Here is an 18,589-nt window from a genome sequence, read left to right as displayed (position 1 = left end):
AGCCCGCCTCCGGTAGGGGTCAGGCCATGGCGGCCGCGGGCCAGCGGCACGCGGGGTGCCAGCTCGTCCTGCTGACCCGTCGAGCAGTTCCCAGCGCAGGGTCCGGTGCCAGCGTTCGATCTTGCCGGTGGTGGTCGGCGAGTACGGCTTGGTCAGCTTCGCGCCGATCCCGTTCTGCCGGCAGACCCGCTCGAACAGCACCTCCGCGGGCCTGGGCCGGGTGTAGCCGCCGGTGAACTGCTTGCCGTTGTCCGTGAGCACCTCGGCCGGCACCCCGTGGATCCGCATGGCCCGCACGAACACGTCGGCGACCGCCCTAGTAGTGCTTTGTTAGCCGGTGTCGTAGGGCTGCGGTGGGACGGTCTGCTGGCAGGTGGGGCAGGTGCCGGTCCAGGTGGCGATGAGGTGTTGGAGGAGGTCCAGGGCCTGGTAGAGGGTCAGGCCCTGGCAGGGGCTTTTGGGCTGCTCCGCTGTTCGGTCAGGAACAGGTGGGCGGCGGTGACCAGGGTGACGTGCCGGTGCCAGCCGATGAACGAGCGCCCTTCGAAATGGTCCAGGCCCAAGGCTGTCTTCAGCTCGCGGTAGTCGTGCTCGATCCGCCACCGGGACTTCGCCAGCCGGACCAGGTCCTTGGCGGGGATGTTCGCGGGCAGGTTCGAGATCCAGTACCTGACCGGCTCGGCCTCGCCCTCGGGCCACTGCGCGATCAGCCAGACCAGACCGATCGTGCCGTCCTCGGCAGGCTTGGGCCGCCGGCCTGCCAGGCGGACCCGCAGGAGGACGAAGTGTGAGCTCAACGCTGCTTTGGAGCCCTTGCGCCAGGTCACGGCCCGGCCCCGCCGGCGTCCGGCGGCCGGCACATGCTCGCGTAAGGAGACCGGCCGGGTGCGGTAGCGGGGCAGCGGGCGGGGCCCGAGGCCGGTGCAGGCGGGCTGGTGCGGCACGGCATCTTCACCGTGGGCGGGTCATCTCGCCCTTGACCTGCAGAACGTAGGCGAGCCCCCGTTCCTCCAGTCCGTGACGGAAGTCGGCGTTCGCGCCGTAGCCGGTGTCGGCGACCAGCGCGGCGGGCCGCAGACCGATCCCCGACAGCTCGTCCAGCATCTCCAGGGCAAGCTGCCACTTCGGGCGGTGATGCTCGTCCTGGGGGATCCGGCAGGCAGCCCGGCGTGCGGCCGCCTCGGGCCTGTCCCACGACTGTGGCAGGAACAGCCGCCAGGCCTGCCTAGCGGTGAGGGAGACCACGGGTTGCGCGGCGAACCGCCCCCCGGCCTCCTTCCCCACCGTCACGGCGGCCGCGTTCACCTCCGCCGCCGTCTCCACCAGGCTGTGGCACGGCGGGCACACGACGAGCACCAGGCGGCCGCCTTCGTAACGCCCGCTCCAGTCCTCGGCGGGCGCCGATGTCCAGTCCCTCGGCGCGCGTACCGCAGCGCCCGCACTCCAGCCTCGCCCGACGAGCACGCCCCGGCTTCACCCGTTCCATACCCGCCCGACTCCCCGCAGGCGGGCCCAGTAGCGGCCCGGAACCCAGCGGGCGTTCGGTGGATACACCACTTCCCGGGCCATGCGGCCCTCATGCCGTCCGGCCGGGCGTATGAACCGGCCGTGCCGCACCGTGCCCCCGGGGCGGACGGCCAAGCTGTGCGGGAAGGACCGTCACCGGTGGGAGGCAGGGATCATGCCGCCGTGCCGAGACGGTGACCCTGCGGGAGCACGTCCCTCTCCCGGACGGACCTGCCGCCGACAAGCAGGTGACCGTCGTACAGGCCGGGAACACCATCGCGACCTTCACGCGGCTCGACATTGAAGGAAGCTCCTCCTTCCCTGCCGGCCTGATCGAGCGCCAGGTCGGCCGCCTCAACAACGTGCAGCAGAACGCCGTCTCCGCTGACGCTGCCGCCCGGGGCGAAGGAGCGGCTGGATGAACCTGCGCCCGGCACGCGGGGGCCAGCCCGACCCGCGGCGATGGCGACAACCACCCGCGCCTGGGCGGCGTCCACCTGGGCGCCGTCGCGAACGGAAGGGTCACCGCCCGGCTGCTGCCGACGCCCGGGGGCGCCGCTCCTGCACGCCCAGGCGGCCCGCTCTCGAACCTCCCGGGTTTCAGCCCGGGAGGACCGCTGGATGACGTGAGGGGGCCGTTCGTGGGCGGCTGTGGGGCAGAGGAGTTACATCGGTGCGGACCCTACGAAAGCACCGGTCGCCCCGGGTAATGAGCCGCTGGCGGGTTCGAGACCAGGCCCGCGACCGGCGACTCAAGGGATCTCAGCACGATGCCCCTCAAGACCTCACTCTTCCAGACAGCTGCCCGCATGGGAGTCCCCGCCGCGGCCGCACTCACCCTGACGATGACCCTCGCGAGCCCCGCGTCCGCGAGCCCAGCCTTCGTGGCGGTCATCAACGGCCGGCTGACCTTCACCGCCCTGCCGGGCGAGACCAACACCGTCACGTTCGACGACTTCAGTGCCGGCACCATCCGGGTCACCGACACGACGAGCAATCTCACCGCGGGCACGGGCTGCAACGGCAGCGGGCACACGGTGGTCTGCGCGGGAGCGGTCGACGGCGTGACCCGGATCGTCGCCAACCTCGGCGACCGGGACGACACGGCCCAGAACGACACCGACCTCCCGAGCGACCTCGTCGGCGGGCAGGGCAACGACATCCTGGTCGGCGGCCCCGGCCCTGACCGGCTCACCGACCCGGACGGCTGGAGGAACACCGTGCCCCTGCTCACCCTGACAATGATCGGCCGCGGCGGCAACGACACCATCATCAGCCGCAACGGCGGCTTCGACCACATCGACTGCGGCACCAACTTCGACATCCTGGTCGCCGACCGAGCGGACCGCGACTTCGTCGAGCCCGGCTGCGAGTTCGTCCAGCGCCTCTAGTCGGACCGCTTCCAATGCCGACTCTCCCCGCTCAGTCAGACGGCGACGGGGGACAGCGACCCAATCCGGCCGGCGATCAGGTCGAAGTCCGTTCGGCGAAACCCCAGCCGGCGCGTGGTGGGTCAGGGGGTGCCGTGGCGCCGGTGGGGTCTGTTGATGGGGTGGCGCCATTGCGGCCGCGGCGCCGGAGGATGAGGTCGAGGGGGCGAGGCCGGTGTAGAGGTGGTCGGTGTCGTAGTCGAGGCTCTGTTCCAGGACCTGGGTGCCCGGGCCTCAGCCGCCGCATGACTACCGTCCGAAACAGGCCGCGCGAGGTCGAGACGGCGCGTCTGGGGGTTCATCCGCTCCAGGGGACTCGGGCGAGCACCAGGCCCCGGACGTCGGCGGCGCCGGTCGCCCGGAGCCGGAGCGCGACGTGCTGGAGCTGCGATCCTCTGGTGAAGACGTCGTCGACGAGCAGGATGGTGGCTCCCTTGATATCGCTGGTGTCTCCGGTCCGGGTCAGGGCGACGGCATGCGAGATGGTGGCCTCGCGCGCCCGGGGGGGTGAGCGGGGAGGCTCGGGTCACGTCCTCCGTGTAGGCGGCGTCCATGATCGCTTCGATGTGCTGGATCGCTCGCGGCCGGTGAGGGCGGAGTTGCCGACGACGTAGTCGACGCCGCCGAAGAGTACGCCGCCGCCCAGCGCGCCCAGGGGCACACCCGGGCAGGTCGTGATGGACTGCGCACCGACCAAAGTGGATCTGCTTGGAACGCTGTGCGGCCGGGACGCCGCGCATCTTCTGTCCCTTGCCGCCGCGGTGGCGGTGGTCGGGGCGGAGGCTCCTGCCGAGGCCACGGCGAGCGGGAAGGCCAGTGCGAGCGCCAAAATCGGGCGACGGTTGCTGATCTTCCTCCTGGTCGTGTCGGCGTCGTATTCCTCGCGCTGCCCGGCTTCTTTCGGCGGCGTCTCAAAGCCGGAGCCGGGGCCGGCTGCTGTGTGGGCTGATCGGGTTCGCCTGTTGACGGGCTTGTTGCACAGGGTGGCCGTTAGGGATGCGTCAAGATTTTCGGCGATCGGGACGTGCCGCAAGAGCGCGGGATCGGCAGCCGTGGAGGCCTTTCGGCGGACGATCTGCACTCTCTTTGCCGGTTTATGACGGCATGGAGGAGATGCCACCGGTGGTCGGGCGATGCGTGGATGTGCGGGGAGGGCGTTGCGGGGGCCCGCTTGTCGGGTGCGGTGGCCGCTGGTGGCGGGCGCATACTCGGTGATCGTCGTGGGGCCCCGAGTGTCGTGGGTGTCCCGGGTTGGCCGGAAGGGATTGATGGGGCCGTGAGGGAAGCGGATCAGCCGGTGATGCCGGAGGTGGTGGACAGCCCTGCGCCGCGCGCCGAGCCGTCCGGCGCGCTGGCGCGGTGGCTGCTGCAGCACCAGGTACAGCCGGTGGGTCCGGCGGCCGGAGAGGCGCATGCCGAGCCGCACGCCTGGTGGAAGGTGATGTGCCTGACCGGCGTGGACTACTTCTCCAGCCTCGCCTACGTCCCCGCGATCGCGGCACTCGCCGCCGGCGCCGTCTCGCCGCTGGCGACGCTGCTGATCGTGGCGCTGACGCTGCTGGGGATGCTGCCGATGTACCGGCGGGTGGCGAAGGAGAGTCCGCACGGCGCCGGGTCGGTGGCGATGCTGGAGGACCTGCTGCCGTTCTGGCGGGGCAAGCTGTTCGTCCTCGTCCTGCTGGGCTTCGTCGCCACGTCGTGGATCATCACCATCACCCTGTCCACCGCGGACGCATCCGTGCACGTGGTGGAGAATCCCTTCTTCCCGGCCGCCCTGCACGGCCACGAGGTCGCCCTGACCGTCGCGCTCCTGCTGGTGCTCGGCGGGGTGTTCCTGCTGGGCTTCAGCGAGGCCGTCAGCGTGGCCATCCCGCTCGTCGCCGTGTTCCTCGCCCTGAACGCCGTCGTCATCGGCGTTGGCCTGGCCCACGTCATCGCCACCCCCAGCGCGTATGCGGCCTGGACCGATGCCCTCGTCGGAGGCGGCGGCGGCCTCGGCGACCTCGTGGGCCCGGCGCTGCTGGCGTTCCCGCTGCTGGTCTTGGGCCTGTCCGGCTTCGAGACGGGGGTGAGCATGATGCCGCTGGTCGCCGCCGACGGCGCGGACGCGGAGCAGCGGCTGCGTTCGCGGATCCGTAACACCCGCAGGCTGCTGACCACCGCCGCGCTGATCATGAGCGTCTACCTGCTCTCGGCGAGCTTCGTGACCACCGTGCTGATCCCGCACGAGCTGTTCGAACCGGGTGGCGCGGCGAACGGCCGCGCCCTGGCGTGGCTGGCCCACGAGCACGTCGGTGAGGCGTTCGGCACTGTCTACGACATCAGCACCATTCTGATCCTGTGGTTCGCCGGCGCCTCCGCCATGGCGGGACTGGTCAACATCGTCCCCCGCTACCTGCCTGACTACGGCATGGCCCCCGAATGGGGCCGCGCGGTCCGCCCGGTCGTGATCGTCTACACGCTCCTGTGCGTCGGCATCACGATCGCCTTCGACGCCGACGTAGACGAGCAGGCCGGCGCCTACGCCACCGGCATCCTCGCCATGATGGTCTCCGGCGCCTTCGCCGTCACCGTCTCCACCGCACGCCGCCGCCGACGAGCCACCACCGCGGGCTTCGCCCTGCTTACCGCCGTCCTGCTCTACGCCCTGATCGCCAACATCATCGACAAGCCCGACGGCATCGTCATCTCCGCCTTCTTCATCGCCGGCATCATCATCGTCTCGCTCATCTCCCGTGTCTCGCGCACCACCGAGCTGCGCGCCGACCGGATCGTGTTCGACGCCGACGCCCGCCGGTTCATCGACGACACCCTCACCCACGACAACGCCATCAACCTCATCGCCAACCGCCGTCAGGCCGGAGACCTCGCCGAGTACAGCGCCAAGGAACGCGAGCAGCGCGGCGTCAATCCGGTGCCCGGCAGCGCTGACGTGATCTTCCTCGAAATCGACGTCGTCGACCCCTCCGACTTCCGCGACACCCTCACCGTCCGCGGCGTCGAGGTGGACGGACACCGGATCCTGCGCGCCTGCGCGCCGGCAGCACCGAACGCCATCGCCGCGGTCCTGCTGGCCCTGCGGGATGCCACCGGTGTGCAGCCGCACTGCTACTTCGCCTGGGCCGAGGGCAGCCCGCTGGTGCACATGGTCCGCTACTTCCTCCTCGGCCGCGGTGACACCGCACCGGTCACCCGCGAGATCATCCGCAGCCATGAGCCCGACCCCGCACGCCGCCCCGGCATCCACGTAGGGGGCTGACCGAGGCGGCAGCACGCCGCCACCTCCCCGGCTGCCCGGGTGGGGGAGAACGAAAGGCCTGCCAGAGCACGACCTCCACCCCGGACCGCCGAATGATCGTCGCGTTCCTGGCGGAGCTGGTCTACTGGCCCTGGCCAGGCTCTCCGAGCCCGCCATCGGCTCGGTGCCGCGGCCGGTCAGCCGGTGGCTTCAGCTGGGCGCGGGCGGTGGAGAGGGCGGCGGTGTGTCCGGCGGGGCCGGAGGTTCGGTCACCTCAGCCTCAGGCCTTCGTCTTGGCGTCGATCTCGGCGATCAGGCCCTCGATGAGGCCCTTGATCTCGTCGCGGATGGGGCGGACGGCCTCGACGCCCTGGCCGGCGGGGTCTTCGAGCTGCCAGTCGAGGTAGGTCTTGCCGGGGAACCAGGGGCAGGCGTCGCCGCAGCCCATGGTGATGACGTAGTCGGACGCCTGGACGGCCTCGGGGGTGAGGACCTTGGGGGGTCTGGCCGGAGATGTCGATGCCGAGCTCGGCCATGGCGGCGACGGCGGACGGGTTGATCTGGTCGCCGGGCATGGATCCGGCGGAGCGGACCTCGACGCGGTCGCCGGCGAGGTGGCGCAGGAAGCCCGCGGCCATCTGGGAGCGGCCGGCGTTGTGGATGCAGACGAAGAGAACGGACGCGAGCGGGTTCGCGGACATCGGCTTTTCCTTCGTGGCGGGCGCGGCTTCGCCAGGCCACAGCCCCGTGGCATGGTTCAGTCTGGGCTGGTGTCAGCCCTCGATGATGTGACAGTATCAGTCCATGATGACGTCAGTCGACACTGATTTGATCCGGGTTCTGGCCGACCCGCTCAGGCTCCGGATCGTGACCCTCCTCGCCAAGGAGACACTCTGCACCACCCACCTCGTGGAGGAGACGGGCGCCAAGCAGACCAACCTCTCCAACCACCTGAAGGTGCTGCGCGAGGCCGGGGTCGTCGAGACGGAGCCGTGCGGACGGTTCACCTACTACCGCTTGCGCCCCGAAGTCATCGAAGGCATCGCCGGTCAGTTCGCCGATCTCGCGGCGACCGCGCGCGCCACCGCCGAAGCGAACCTCAAGCGGTCCTGCCCCTAAGCCTCGCTCTCTTGCCCTCACCTGCCCGAGGAGAACCCGCCTTGACCGCCACCGAGCCCGTCGGCGTCGCCCCCGCAGGGCAGTCGGCCATAGCCGCCGACGCACCGCAGCCCGCCCCCGGCGCGACCCCGCCCCGCACGCCGCTGATCGCCCGCGCGGCCGCCGAGCTGGTCGGCACCGCCGCCCTCGTCGCGATCGTGGTCGGCTCCGGCATCCAGGCCACCAAGCTCACCGACGACGTGGCGCTGCAGCTGCTCGCGAACTCCACCGCCACGGTCTTCGGCCTCGGTGTCCTCATCTCGCTGCTCGGCCCGGTGTCCGGCGCGCATTTCAACCCGGCCGTCACCCTGGCCGAGTGGTGGACCGCCCGCTGCGGCGGCGCCGGCGTCAACGCCCGCGAGCTCGCCGTCTACGTCCCGGCCCAGATCGCCGGCGCGATCGGCGGCGCGATCCTGGCGGACGCGATGTTCGGCGAGCCGCTGGTGAAGTGGTCGCAGCATGACCGCTCCGCCGGGAATCTGCTGCTCGGCGAGGTCGTCGCCACCGCGGGCCTGATCCTGCTGATCTTCGGCCTGGCCAGGACCGACCGGCTCCGCTTCGCGCCGGTCGCTGTCGCCTCCTACATCGGCGCCGCGTACTGGTTCACCTCCTCCACCTCCTTCGCCAACCCGGCCGTGACCATCGGGCGTTCCTTCACCGACACCTTCGCCGGTATCGCCCCCGCCTCGGTGCCGGGCTTCATCGGCATGCAGCTGATCGGCGTCGTGGTCGGTCTGGCGCTGGTGGCGGTCATCTTCATGCGCGGCAAGACGGACACCGGGGCTTCCGCGGCATGACGCAGCCCGGCGGGGCCTGGCAGCACACCTGGGAGTCCTGGACCCGGTGGCGGCGCGGCCGATGTTCTCCCGGCTGACCGCCGGCGGCGTGGAATGGTCGGACGGCACCCGGGCCGAGGCCGACGCGGTGATCTGATGCACGGGCTTCCGCCCCGCCCTGGCCCACACGGCCGGCCTGCCCCTGCGCGGCACCCGCGGGCACGTCGCCACCAGCGGCACCCGGTCGGTGGGGGACCCTCGATCCCACTTCCTCGGCTACGGCGACCCGGGTGTGCCGGGCTGCGGCTGTTCGGAGGCGCCCGACCCGCGGCAGCACTGACCGCCTCGGGACACGTAGGGTCTTCTGCGCCCGGGCCGGACAAGAGGCGCCAGGCGGCGGGGACCGTACGGGGAGGAAGCAGTGGCACAGCAGCAGGACCAGGGGTTGGTGGCCGCGATGGAGCAGCACCAGGTCTCCGTCTACCTGGGGGCGATGGCGGCCGGGGCCGCTGTCGGACTGGCCGCCCCGGCGGCCGGGCCGCCGCTGGAGCACGCCATCAGTCCCGTCCTCGGCGCCCTGCTCTACGTCACCTTCCTCCAGGTCCCGGCCAAGGAACTGCTGCGCTCGCTGCGGGCGGGCCGGTTCCTGGCCGCTGCTCTGGTCGTGAACTTCTCAGTGGTGCCGGCGGTCGTCGCGGGCCTGTTCGCGTTCCTCCCGGACGACCAGGCGGTACGCATCGGGGTGCTGCTGGTGCTGCTGGCGCCGTGCGTGGACTACGTGATCGTCTTCAGCGGGCTGGCCGGCGGCAACAGCGGGCGGCTCCTGGCGGCGACCCCGCTCCTGCTGATCGCGCAGATGCTGCTCCTGCCGCCGCTGCTGTGGCTGTTCATGGGACCGGACCTCGGTGACGTGGTGGACGCCGGCCCGTTCCTGGAGGCGTTCGTCTTCCTCATCGTGCTTCCGCTGGCCCTGGCCTGGCTCACCCAGGGCTGGGCCGCCCGCCGCCCGGCCGGCCGGAGGGCCTCTGACGCCGCCACGGCGGCCATGGTGCCGCTGATGGCCGCCACCCTGTTCACCGTGGTCGCCTCCCAGGTGCCCAAGCTCGGCGGCAACCTCGCCGACGTCGCCGCGGTTGTGCCCGTCTACGCCGCGTTCCTGATCGTGATGGCCTTCGCCGGACTCGCCGTCGCCCGCCTCTTCCGCCTCGACGCACCCGACAGCCGCGCGATCGTCTTCACCGGCGCCACCCGCAACTCCCTCGTCGTCCTCCCGCTCGCCCTCGCACTGCCCGACGACTTGGCCGTCGCCGCCGTCGTCGTGGTCACCCAGACCCTGGTGGAGGTCGTCGGGATGGTCGTCTACGTTCGCGCGGTGCCGCGCCTCGTGCCCGGAACGCGCTGACCGGTTCAGACGATCAGCGGGCTGCGGCGTTCCAGGAGGACGACGTCGCGCCAGGCGCCGTGCTGGCGGCCGATCCGCTCACGGGTCCCGATCACCCGAAACCCGGCCCGCTGGTGCAGGGCGAGGCTGGCGGCGTTCTCGGGGAAGATCCCGGACTGGATCTGATCGCGAGCACCGGTCCGGCGTGCTCGGGCAGCATCTGGGTGACGTGCGTCATCGTCACGCGGCCTTCGCGGCGCCGGCCAGCAGCGCGCCCATCGCGGCGAGGACGGTCGGCTCGACCCGGTAGTACACCCATGTCCCACGGCGTTCCGACGACAGCAGGCCCGCTTCCTTCAGCTTTTTCAGGTGGTGGGAGACGGTCGGCTGGGACACCCCCACGTCGGAGATGTCACACACGCACGCCTCCCCGCCTTCGTGGGAGGCCACGGCGGAGAACAGCCGAAGGCGCACGGGATCGCCGAGAGCCTTGAACATCTTCGCCGCCACCTCGGCCTCCTCCGCCGACATCGGGCGCTCGGTCAGCGGCGGGCAGCACGCAGCGACGGCCTCGGGCTCCAGAAGTGGCAACACCTTCGCATTCGACATGCGTCTATGTTGACATATGTCGAACCAAGGGGGGAGGGCCGCTTGCCCGGGGCCGGATGGTCCGTCACCCGTTCGGACAGGGCGTGCATCCGCCCCGGCCCGTCGGCGCACGTCTAGCCTGCGCTGCATGACGGCCGCTCCCCAGAACCGGCAGGGCTCCCGGATCCAGCGCTTCCTGGAGAGGGCGGAGGACGGTATCCACCTGGTCGTCGCCGCGTTCCTGCTCCTGCTCGCCGCACTGCTCACCGTGGGGGTCGTCGGGGACGTCGTCAGGGGTATCAGGGGGCCCTACGACGAGCAGACGATCGTGCTGTCGGCGCTGGACAGCAGCCTGGTGCTCTTCATCGTGGCGGAGCTGCTGCACACGGTCAGGCTGACCATCCTGAACCGGACGCTCAACGCCGAACCGTTCCTCGTGGTCGGCGTGATCGCCGGCGTCCGCAAGGTGCTCATCGTGACGGCCGAGTCGGAGAAGTCCTTCAAGTGGCAGGTCCAGGGCGTCGAACTGCTCATCCTGACCGCGCTGATCCTGGTCATGGCCCTGTCGCTCCTGATCTGGCGGCGGGCACTGGCCGCAGAACGGCGGTCGGGCACCGAGCTGGCGGACGGATGAGCTTGTCTTTCGACCAGGCGACGGCTGCCCTGGCGTGCGGCGCACGCCCAGGTGAGCGACCCGGTTCGACCGACGATTCGAGCGGGACGTGAGGCCCGGGATCCCTACATTCCGGGCTCTGGGCGGGGGGTGACCCAGTACAGCACGGCGGTCACGCGTCGGGTGTGTTCCCGGCGGTGGGTTCCTCCGCGGGGGCGGGTATGCCCGAGGAAGGGAGCAGTTGGGGAATGCCGTCGACGATCGGATAGCTGCGGCGCAGGCGCGGGTTGTAGAGGGCGCCCCCCGTCTCGTCGAGGATCAGCGGGCCCTTGTCGAGGGGGCAGGCGAGGATCTTCAGCAGCGGGTTGTCGGGGTTCACGGCGGGTTTCCTTCGGGAGAGGTGTGGTCCGCGTCGTGTCGCGGGAGGGTGAGGAGGACGGTCAGGGCGAGCACGGTGCCGCCGAGGCGCAGGAGCAGGCGCGGCAGGTCGTCGGGGAGGGGTTCGTCGAAGGCGATGGTGCCGGTCACCACGGCGTAGACGCAGGCGACCGTCGAACAGACGGGGACGATGAGTGATGCTCTGCAGCGTTGCAAGGCGGTTTGTGACAGTACGAGTCCGCTGACCCCCGTGAGCAGGAGCAGGTAGGGGTAGGGGGTGGCGAGCAGGGCCGGGGCGGAGCCCAGGAGGTCAGAGGTGTCCAGGTGCCCCGAGACGCCTTTGATCGCGAGCGAGCTGACGCCGTAGATGAGACCGACCGCGGCCGCGTAGGCCACTCCGCTGGTCGGCTGCCGGTGGCGGCGGCGGGCGCGCCGTTCGGCGGTCGTGTAGAGCACGAGCCCGGCCGCGAGGGTCGGTACGCACAGGGCCAGCAGGAGGCCGGTGGGTGCGGTGCGGCTGATGTCCTCGCCGGTCCCGTACAGGGATGACACCACCATCACCAGGGCCAGGAGGATGACGGCCACCGCGCGCCGTTCACGGCCGGAGGGGCGCTCGCCGAGCACCGTCGAGGAGAGGGCGAGCAGGAGGACGAGTCCGGTGAGGAAGAGGCCCTGGGCGGCGGCGATGGGGAGGGTGCGGTAGACCGCCAGCTGGGCGGCGAAGCCCAGGGCCAGGGCCGTGGCACCGCAGATCCACAGGGGTCGGCCGGCCAGCAGCAGCAGAGCTCGGCCGGGCTGTGCGATGCTCAGCGGCGGCATGGCGGCCAGCGCCCGCTTCTCCAGGACGAAGCCGGTGCTGTAGAGGACGTTCGCCACCAGGGCGGCGGCCACACCCCACACCACCGGTTATGCCTTCCGCGCGTGGACGAGGAGGATGGAGGCGAGGGACGGCATCCCGCAGGCCAGCCGGTCCAGCGGCCTGAGCGGGCGCGGCACCCCGTGGAACGGCGCACCGGCGAACGACACCACCTCGAACCCGGACGCCGTCACGAACTCGCGCAGCGCGCGTGCCGTGTACAGCCGCAGGTGGCCCACGACCTCGCTGCCCGGTCTGCCGTGGATGCCGCGCAGGCTCACCTCGGAGAACACCGGCTGGACTCCGGCGAGCAGCAGTGCGCGGTTGTACCAGGCGGCGAGGTTGGGCGTCGAGAGCATCAGGTGCCCGCCGGGCCGCAGCACCCTGTGGAGTTCGTCGAGGGCGCTGTCGGGGTCCACGAGGTGCTCGACGACCTCGCTGAACAGCACGGCGTCGGCGCTGCCGGAGGCGAACGGCAGTCCGCTGCCGGTCAGTTCGCCGCGGACGACCTGGCTCAGGCGCGGCGCCGCCCGGCGCAGGGCGTCCTGCGACCAGTCGATCCCCACGATCCTGTGCCCGCCGAGCACGCGGGCCGCGGTCGCGCCGGCGGTGCCGTCGCCGCAGCCCACGTCGAGTACGGTCGCGGCCGGGCGGCCGGGCCCGACGGGGCCGAGAGCGGCGGCCAGCATCCGGGCCTGGCGCAGGGTGCGGGCTTCCCCGGACGCGACGGGCACGGCGGGGTTCTCGTAGAAGTCGCGCAGGCCGGGGAGGCGCGGGCCGGTCGAGGTCACCGCCGCCCCGGGAGGATTCCCGGTTGCCGGGGAGCCGGTGGCTGCAGAGGTCATGACGGCCTTTCGTGGGGGTCCTGGGTGGGGCGGGCGCCGCCCGCCGCCGGCTCCGGATGCCGTGTGGGGTGGTGGTACGGGCCGCCCGGGGCGAGGGAGGTCGCGGCCAGTGATTCCTCGAACAGGCCCGCCAGGTCCGCACCGGCCGAGTCGTGGAGCAGCGCCCGCGACCAGCGCAGCGTCACGTGCAGCCGCCCGCCGGTGGAGGCCGCGGCGACGCTCAGCCCGCGCGGCATCCGCGCCGGTGCGGAGAACCACACGGCCGTGGCCCGGCCCGCGTCGCCGAAGTCGAGGGCGTACGGCACGCGTCCGATGTTGGTGACCAGAGCCGTCGAGGTCCAGGGTGCGGCCGCCCGCCGGGCGCCGCGGGTGAGAGCGCCCCGGAGGCCGACCGGCAGCACGGGTGCGGTCAGCAGACCGGTCCCGGCGCCCAGGGGGGCGCCGTGGACCGCGGTCAGGGCGCGGGTGCGCCGGGCGGTGGTGCGCAGCAGCCGGTCCAGGGCGGCCGGGTCGGGGTGCGCGCCGCGCAGCAGGTCCGTGTCGCGGGGGTCTTCGGCGGACATGGCCACCTCGACGAGCCGGGTTCCGTTGCCCATCGGCATCTCCGCGCCGCGGGGGCGGTCGTCGACGGGCATCGTGAGGCGTACGGGGCCGGCCGGGCGGCCGTGCGCGGCGTTCCAGCGGCCCACCGTCAGGGCCACGGCAACCAGCAGCTGGTCGTTGACGGTCCACGGCGGGGGGGTTCCGGCCGGCGCCGCACGTACCGGAACGGGAAGGTCCGCTTGGAGCATGCCGTTGCCCGTGGCGCGGCCGGGGACCGGCTCGGGCCGGGGGCCGGGTGCGACCCGTACCGGGCGCGTGAGGACGGTACGGCCGGTGCCGCGGGCCCCGCTCGGGACCGGGCCGGGGTGGCCGGGCCGGGCCGGGCGGGTACGCCGGGGGACCGGGAGGGCCGCCGTGCCGGCGTACCGTTCGGCGGTCGTGGCGAGGATCCGCAGGCCGGACGGGGCGTCGAGGGCGGTGTGGTGCAGGGTCAGCAGCAGTACGGTCCCGGTCGCGGGGCCGGGGTCCCCGTCCTGCGGCGGCGGCCCGCCGGCGGCCGCTCCCCCGGCCTCCTCCACGACGTCCAGGCGCAGCGGCGGTGACAGGGCGAGCGAGGGGCAGTCGGCCAGGGCCAGGGCCCTGGCCTTCGCCAGGGCGTCGGGTCCCCGGCCCGCGAAGCGCACCGGTTCGCCGTCCGGTTCGCCGGTCAGCTCCCAGGCGAGGGTCCGCCGGTGCCCGCGGCCGGGCACCTCCCGCATCAGCGCCCTGGGGTGGGCGAGCAGGGCTTGGCGGAACGCGGTGCGCAGGCGGGCCGGGTCCGGCCGTCCGGGGAGGTGGACCTCGATGTGCACGCTCTCCGGCTCGTCGGTGCTGAGGCAGTGGCGCGACACCTCGTCGACGGTGGGGAAGGGGATACGGACCCCGCCGGGAGGGGTCGCGGAACCCCTCCCGGCGGCGGTCCACGGCGCCGTCACGAAGAGGCCCCTCCGTCCGGCTTCCGGAGGGACGGCCCGGGCGGGCCCTCGACACCGGTGCCGGCCGGGGCGGCCGTGACCGCCGGTCCGCCTTCCGGCTCCTCGTGGGCGCCGTCGTCGTCCCGCCCGGGTGCGTCGGGCGGCCCGGAGGGGCCGGCCGCCGGACGGACCGCCGTCACCAGCGCGGCGGACAGCGCCACCAGCGCGAGCACCTGCGCGAGGCCGCTGAACGCGCCTTCCGCGGCGGCGACCGGCTCCCCGGCGCCGATGGCCGCGACCAGGCCGGCTCCGGCCATGGCCGCCGCGGCGATCGGCCCCAGCACGGCCGGCCGGAACCGCGCCGCCACGGCGAGTACGGGCACGGCCAGGGCCAGCGGCCCCGCCGCCACCGCGACGACCGCGGTCAGGGCCAGCGTTCCGAGGATCATCCCCGGGGCCGGCGGTTCGGGCTGCGCGTCCGCGGTCTGGCCGTCGGCCCGCCTGCGGCCCGCGAAGGCCAGGGCGGCCAGGGCGGCGAGCGCGAGCGCGCCGACGATCAGGGCGGCCCGGTACGTGCCGGAGGGCTCGAACTCCATGGTGACGGTGCCGGACGCGCCGGCCGGGACCACCCAGGCCTGCTGCCAGCCGTCGAGGCGCACCGACTGGAGCTCCTTGCCGTCGAGGGTGGCCTTCCAGCCGTCATTGGCGTTCTCGTAGGTCCGCAGGTACGCGGCCCCGCCGGAGCCCGCCGACACCGCGACGGTCCGCTTGTCATCGGTCCAGCCGGTGACGGTGGCCTCGCGGCCCGCCGCTCCCGTCAGGGCCTGCGGAGTGCCCCGGGTCAGGGTGACGTCGGTGATCGCCAGCGGGCCGGCGTCGGCGGCCTCCACCTCGTGGTCGCCGACGGGGAGTTCCAGAGTGCCGTCGGCTTCCGGCCCGGCGCAGAGGGAGACCGTGACGGGGCGCCGGTCGGTGAGGTCGCGGACGGATCCGGACGCCTTCGTCTTGTGCAGGACACCGCCCACGGCGAGGTCCGGGCCCTGACCGCACTCCAGCGAGAAGCGGGCGGAGGCCGGCGGGCGCGGCACCCTCAGGTCGGCGAGGGCGGGAACGTGCACCTCGCTCAGCCCGACCGGCAGCTGTACCCGCGCGTCCGCCACCGGATTGTGGACGGTGAGCGGGGCGGCCCGGCTGATGGTGATGTCGAGGCGGTCCGTCTCGATCGCCGGGAAGCGGACGCGTCCGTTCCCGTCCACGTCGGCCATCGCGGCGCCGTGCGGAGAGGTGATCGTCACCTGTTCGGGCCGGGTGGACACCCCGCCCGCCGCCACGAGGATGATCTCGTCGATCTTCCGCATCCCCGGCCAGGAGAGGTGGACGACGGGCCGGGCGCCCGCGATCCAGGCCGTCGTCAGGTCGCCGTCGACCAGGTTGCGGGCGCCGAGTGCCGTGCCGTTGTGGCTGGTGGAGTCCACCGTGGCCGTCAGCCGGTCCCGCGGTCCGGGGGCCGCGCGGTCGAGCAGTGCGTCCAGTGCGTCGCCGGGCAGGCCGACGGCCCGTGCCGACACCGCGTACTCGCCCGCTTCGCCGGTGGTGAACCGGCGGTGCAGGCCCGCCTCGGCCGATGCGGGCGACAAGCCGCCGGCGTCGGTCCCGCGGTGGACGGAGTACACGCTCGCCGGTGCGTCGGTGCGCTGCCCGTCGGCGGGCAGCACCAGCATGCGCGTGACCTGTACTCCGGGGATCGAGACCTCGGAGAATCCGGCACCGGACAGACCCGGGCGGGACTGCTGCGCCGCCAGGATGGTGATCTTCATCCAGGAGGCCTCGCCGGCGGGGGCCTTGACGGCCTGCGGCCGGCCGTCCGTCTTCAGCGGGCTGTCGGCGGACCCGCGGTCGGTCTCGATCCGCACCCGCGTCGGTGCCGCGCGCATGGCGTCACCCGGCAGGGGCGTCAGCTGGAGCGAGTCGGGGACCTCGGTCGGCCGCTCGAACTCCACCTTGAGCCACTGCCCCGCCGGCTCGCCCGGGCTGCCCTCGGCCCAGGCGGTGCCGGGGTTGCCGTCGAAGGCGTGGACCGGGTCGAACTGCGGCAGGTGGAACAGCCAGTTGCCGCTGCTGGAGGCCGTGACGGTGCGGGCGCCGCGCAGCACCGCCGTCGTCTGGTGGTCGGTGCCCGGCCGCGGCAGGATCTGCTTGGGCTGCTCGCCGGGGTTCTGCAGGCTGCCGGAGTGGTTGCGCTCCTGCGCGGTGTACGTGTACGAGGTGTTGTTGTTCACCAGGCCGAACCGGGTGTCGGCGCGGCGCAGCCCGTCCGCGACTGCCTTCACCGGTGCGACCAGGTCCTTGGGGAGCCCGTCCCCGGCCAGGACGGCCGGCCGGCCGGCCATCGAGGGGTCGGCGGACAGCTGGAGCAGGGCCTCGGGCCCCCCGCTGACCACAGCCGTGTCGGCGACGGCCGAGACTCCGACCCTGCCGGGCCGGGCGGTGCCGTCCTGCGGTTCGTAGATCTCCACGGCCTGGAGCCGCGGGTAGTGCCCCTGCACCTGGAGCGGGGTGTCGGGGGCGATGCGTCCGCCGGTCACCAGCGGCCCGAACCCGGTGACCTTGCGGTAGCCGGAGGACTCCAGGGTCCGCTTGACGGTCTGCGGCGGGACCCAGCCGATCTGGTCGGGGTCGAGGTCGTTGCGGACGACCACCTCGTGCATGCCGGCCCGTGCCAGGTAGGCCTGGAGGCCGGGAACCTCGGTTCCGGTCAGCAGCGCCTGTTCGACGGCGTCCGTCATGCGGCGGGCGCCGGGGGTGCCGAAGGGGACGAAGTCCCGCTGCGCCCAGGGGGTTTCGGCCAGGACGTCGAAGGGCTCGTCGATGGGCGAACCCCAGGTGTAGATGCCGTGCGCGGTGGCCGGGACGACCAGGGCGCGGCTCTGGGGGGCGTTCTCCTTGAGCCAGTCGGCGGCCTGCGCCCAGTGGCCCGGCAGCTTGCCGAAGGCGCCGGGCTGGAGGACCGCGCCGGTGGCGTACGGGAGCGCCAGGCCGGGCAGGACCAGCGCCGCGGCGGCGGCGGGCACCCAGCGGGTGCCGCGCAGCCGGGCGTGCAGGCCCCGGCCGGCGGACAGTACGGCGGTCAGGTGGGCCAGGCCGAGGACGAGCGCGAGGGCCAGTCCGGGCTGGAACTTGTAGACGTTGCGGAACGGCTTGAGCGGCCCGTCCAGCCACTCCTGGACGACTCCGTGGAACGGGCCGCCGAAGGCGCCCCCGTATCCGGCGAGGGTGACCAGGGCGACGGCGAGGACGGTCAGGAGCAGCCAACGGCGCTCCGGCAGGTCGCGCCGGGCCAGGCCGGCCAGGCCCAGGGCTGCGGCGAAGGCCGAGCCGAGGACGGCGAGGACGGAGGTGGCGACGGTCCAGCCGGCGGGCAGCCAGGCCTCGCCGAAGTTCAGGTACGCGACCCAGTTGCCGGCGCCGCGCAGCAGTTCGGTCGCGGACATGGTGGCGGTGGTGGTGTCGGCCTGCTCGACGTACGGCATGAAGTTCTCGCCGTGCGCGGCCATCAGGAGCAGCGGTACGACCCACCAGAGGGTGGCCAGGAGGACCCCGGGGATCCACCAGAGGAGGAGGGCGCGCCTGCGCGGTCCGGCAGGACGGCTGAGCAGGTACAGGCCCACGGGCAGCAGCGCGGCCAGGGTCGAGGCCGCGTTGACGCCGCCCATGAACGGGATGAGCAGCGCGGAGCGCGCGGCGGCGATGCGGGGGGCGAGGGCCGCGGAGGTCAGCGGCAGCAGCACCCAGGGCAGCAGGGCGCCGGGCAGCGCGGCGGCGGAGGTGGATCCGACGACGATGGTGAAGGTGGGCCACAGCGCGTAGACCACCGCGGCGAGGACGCGGGACGCGGGGCTGCCCACGCGCAGCCGTTCGGCGAGCCTGAGCGCGCCCCAGAAGGCGGCGGTCACGATGATCGACAGCCAGAGCCGTTCGGCCATCCAGACCGGCAGCCGGACCAGGTCCGTCAGCGCGTAGTAGGGGAGGGCCGGGAAGGCGTAGCCGACGTACTGGTTGGCTATGCCGCCGAGGCCCACGTTGCCGTTCCACAGCGAACCGAGGTCGCCGAGGAAGCGCCAGGGGTCGAGGGCGACGCCGAGTTTGGTCTCGAACGTCATCTTCCCCGGGGACACCGACGCGAACGCCAGCAGCACGACGGCCCAGAAGCCGAACAGCAGGCGTCTTCCGCGCGGCTCGCCGGATGCCTCCGACGGCGTCGGGCCGGGCTGCGGCGCCCGGGTGGGCGCCTGGACCGCAGTGGTCATGACCGTTCCTCGCTTCG

The 18,589-nt window shown here is 72.9% G+C and carries 14 protein-coding genes and 5 pseudogenes; 8 read left to right on the top strand and 11 right to left on the bottom strand.

Annotation, left to right across the window (positions count from 1 at the left end; all coding sequences use genetic code 11):
- Positions 1-12 precede the first annotated feature (12 nt).
- Together AC069X_RS21700 and AC069X_RS21695 are read right to left on the bottom strand one after the other, a co-directional pair.
- A pseudogene (locus tag AC069X_RS21700) lies at positions 13-318 on the bottom strand (IS481-like element ISMva2 family transposase); the annotation flags it as partial.
- A gap of 119 nt (positions 319-437) precedes the next feature.
- A pseudogene (locus tag AC069X_RS21695) lies at positions 438-1,221 on the bottom strand (IS701 family transposase); the annotation flags it as partial.
- A 533-nt stretch (positions 1,222-1,754) separates the two neighbouring features.
- Here AC069X_RS21695 and AC069X_RS21690 point away from each other — a divergent pair.
- Positions 1,755-1,928 (top strand): hypothetical protein, encoded by a 174-nt coding sequence (locus AC069X_RS21690; protein WP_478730399.1) that lies wholly within the window; start codon positions 1,755-1,757, stop codon positions 1,926-1,928.
- 348 nt (positions 1,929-2,276) lie between these two features.
- The gene (locus AC069X_RS21685) at positions 2,277-2,897 is read left to right on the top strand and encodes a hypothetical protein (RefSeq protein WP_478730397.1); all 621 of its coding nucleotides are present in this window, start codon (positions 2,277-2,279) and stop codon (positions 2,895-2,897) included.
- 565 nt (positions 2,898-3,462) lie between these two features.
- On the opposite strand, the gene AC069X_RS21680 is transcribed toward AC069X_RS21685, so the two are convergent.
- Positions 3,463-4,017 (bottom strand): hypothetical protein, encoded by a 555-nt coding sequence (locus tag AC069X_RS21680; RefSeq protein WP_478730395.1) that lies wholly within the window; start codon positions 4,015-4,017, stop codon positions 3,463-3,465.
- A gap of 219 nt (positions 4,018-4,236) precedes the next feature.
- Between AC069X_RS21680 and AC069X_RS21675 the strand changes: the two genes are divergently transcribed.
- Complete coding sequence (locus AC069X_RS21675; RefSeq protein WP_478730500.1) at positions 4,237-6,195, top strand: APC family permease; 1,959 nt, start codon at positions 4,237-4,239, stop codon at positions 6,193-6,195.
- Between the two features lie 259 nt (positions 6,196-6,454).
- Here AC069X_RS21675 and AC069X_RS21670 read toward each other — a convergent pair.
- Positions 6,455-6,875: pseudogene (locus AC069X_RS21670) on the bottom strand (arsenate reductase ArsC).
- A 103-nt stretch (positions 6,876-6,978) separates the two neighbouring features.
- Here AC069X_RS21670 and AC069X_RS21665 point away from each other — a divergent pair.
- From AC069X_RS21665 to AC069X_RS21650, 4 genes and pseudogenes are all read left to right on the top strand, one after another.
- On the top strand, positions 6,979-7,293 hold the full coding sequence (locus tag AC069X_RS21665; protein WP_478730393.1) for an ArsR/SmtB family transcription factor: 315 nt from the start codon (positions 6,979-6,981) through the stop codon (positions 7,291-7,293).
- Positions 7,294-7,334: 41 nt separating this feature from the next.
- Positions 7,335-8,129: an aquaporin gene (locus AC069X_RS21660; RefSeq protein ID WP_478730391.1), complete on the top strand. Its 795-nt coding sequence runs from the start codon at positions 7,335-7,337 to the stop codon at positions 8,127-8,129.
- 46 nt (positions 8,130-8,175) lie between these two features.
- Positions 8,176-8,394 (top strand): annotated as a pseudogene (locus tag AC069X_RS21655) (pyridine nucleotide-disulfide oxidoreductase); the annotation flags it as partial.
- A 171-nt stretch (positions 8,395-8,565) separates the two neighbouring features.
- Complete coding sequence (locus AC069X_RS21650; protein WP_478730498.1) at positions 8,566-9,510, top strand: arsenic resistance protein; 945 nt, start codon at positions 8,566-8,568, stop codon at positions 9,508-9,510.
- A gap of 5 nt (positions 9,511-9,515) precedes the next feature.
- Here AC069X_RS21650 and AC069X_RS21645 read toward each other — a convergent pair.
- Both AC069X_RS21645 and AC069X_RS21640 read right to left on the bottom strand, forming a co-directional pair.
- Positions 9,516-9,671 (bottom strand): annotated as a pseudogene (locus AC069X_RS21645) (N-acetyltransferase family protein); the annotation flags it as partial.
- A 58-nt stretch (positions 9,672-9,729) separates the two neighbouring features.
- Positions 9,730-10,098: an ArsR/SmtB family transcription factor gene (locus AC069X_RS21640; RefSeq protein WP_478730389.1), complete on the bottom strand. Its 369-nt coding sequence runs from the start codon at positions 10,096-10,098 to the stop codon at positions 9,730-9,732.
- A 127-nt stretch (positions 10,099-10,225) separates the two neighbouring features.
- On the opposite strand from AC069X_RS21640, the gene AC069X_RS21635 reads away from it, so the two are divergent.
- Positions 10,226-10,711 carry a phosphate-starvation-inducible PsiE family protein gene (locus tag AC069X_RS21635; protein WP_478730387.1) on the top strand — a complete coding sequence of 162 codons (486 nt, stop codon included), beginning with the start codon at positions 10,226-10,228 and terminating at the stop codon, positions 10,709-10,711.
- 151 nt (positions 10,712-10,862) lie between these two features.
- Here the strand turns inward: AC069X_RS21635 and AC069X_RS21630 are convergent, their stop codons facing one another.
- The 5 genes from AC069X_RS21630 to AC069X_RS21610 are packed head-to-tail and all read right to left on the bottom strand — an operon-like array spanning position 10,863 to position 18,572.
- Positions 10,863-11,069 (bottom strand): Trm112 family protein, encoded by a 207-nt coding sequence (locus AC069X_RS21630; RefSeq protein ID WP_478730385.1) that lies wholly within the window; start codon positions 11,067-11,069, stop codon positions 10,863-10,865.
- Positions 11,066-11,971 carry a DMT family transporter gene (locus AC069X_RS21625; RefSeq protein ID WP_478730383.1) on the bottom strand — a complete coding sequence of 302 codons (906 nt, stop codon included), beginning with the start codon at positions 11,969-11,971 and terminating at the stop codon, positions 11,066-11,068. Before AC069X_RS21625 ends, AC069X_RS21630 begins: the two co-directional genes overlap by 4 nt.
- Before the next feature lie 3 nt (positions 11,972-11,974).
- A complete protein-coding gene (locus AC069X_RS21620; RefSeq protein WP_478730381.1) occupies positions 11,975-12,769 on the bottom strand; it encodes a class I SAM-dependent methyltransferase in 795 nt (264 codons plus the stop codon).
- Positions 12,766-14,286, bottom strand: coding sequence for a condensation protein (locus AC069X_RS21615; RefSeq protein ID WP_478730379.1), 1,521 nt, complete (start codon positions 14,284-14,286; stop codon positions 12,766-12,768). The genes AC069X_RS21620 and AC069X_RS21615 overlap by 4 nt, the downstream gene beginning before the upstream one ends.
- The gene (locus AC069X_RS21610; protein WP_478730377.1) at positions 14,283-18,572 is read right to left on the bottom strand and encodes an alpha-(1->3)-arabinofuranosyltransferase domain-containing protein; all 4,290 of its coding nucleotides are present in this window, start codon (positions 18,570-18,572) and stop codon (positions 14,283-14,285) included. The genes AC069X_RS21615 and AC069X_RS21610 overlap by 4 nt, the downstream gene beginning before the upstream one ends.
- Positions 18,573-18,589: the final 17 nt, after the last annotated feature.

It is taken from the genome of Streptomyces sp. NPDC043896 (genome assembly GCF_056435605.1).
Note: the sequence above shows the minus strand (reverse complement) of the source record. Positions and strands in the feature narration are given on the sequence as shown.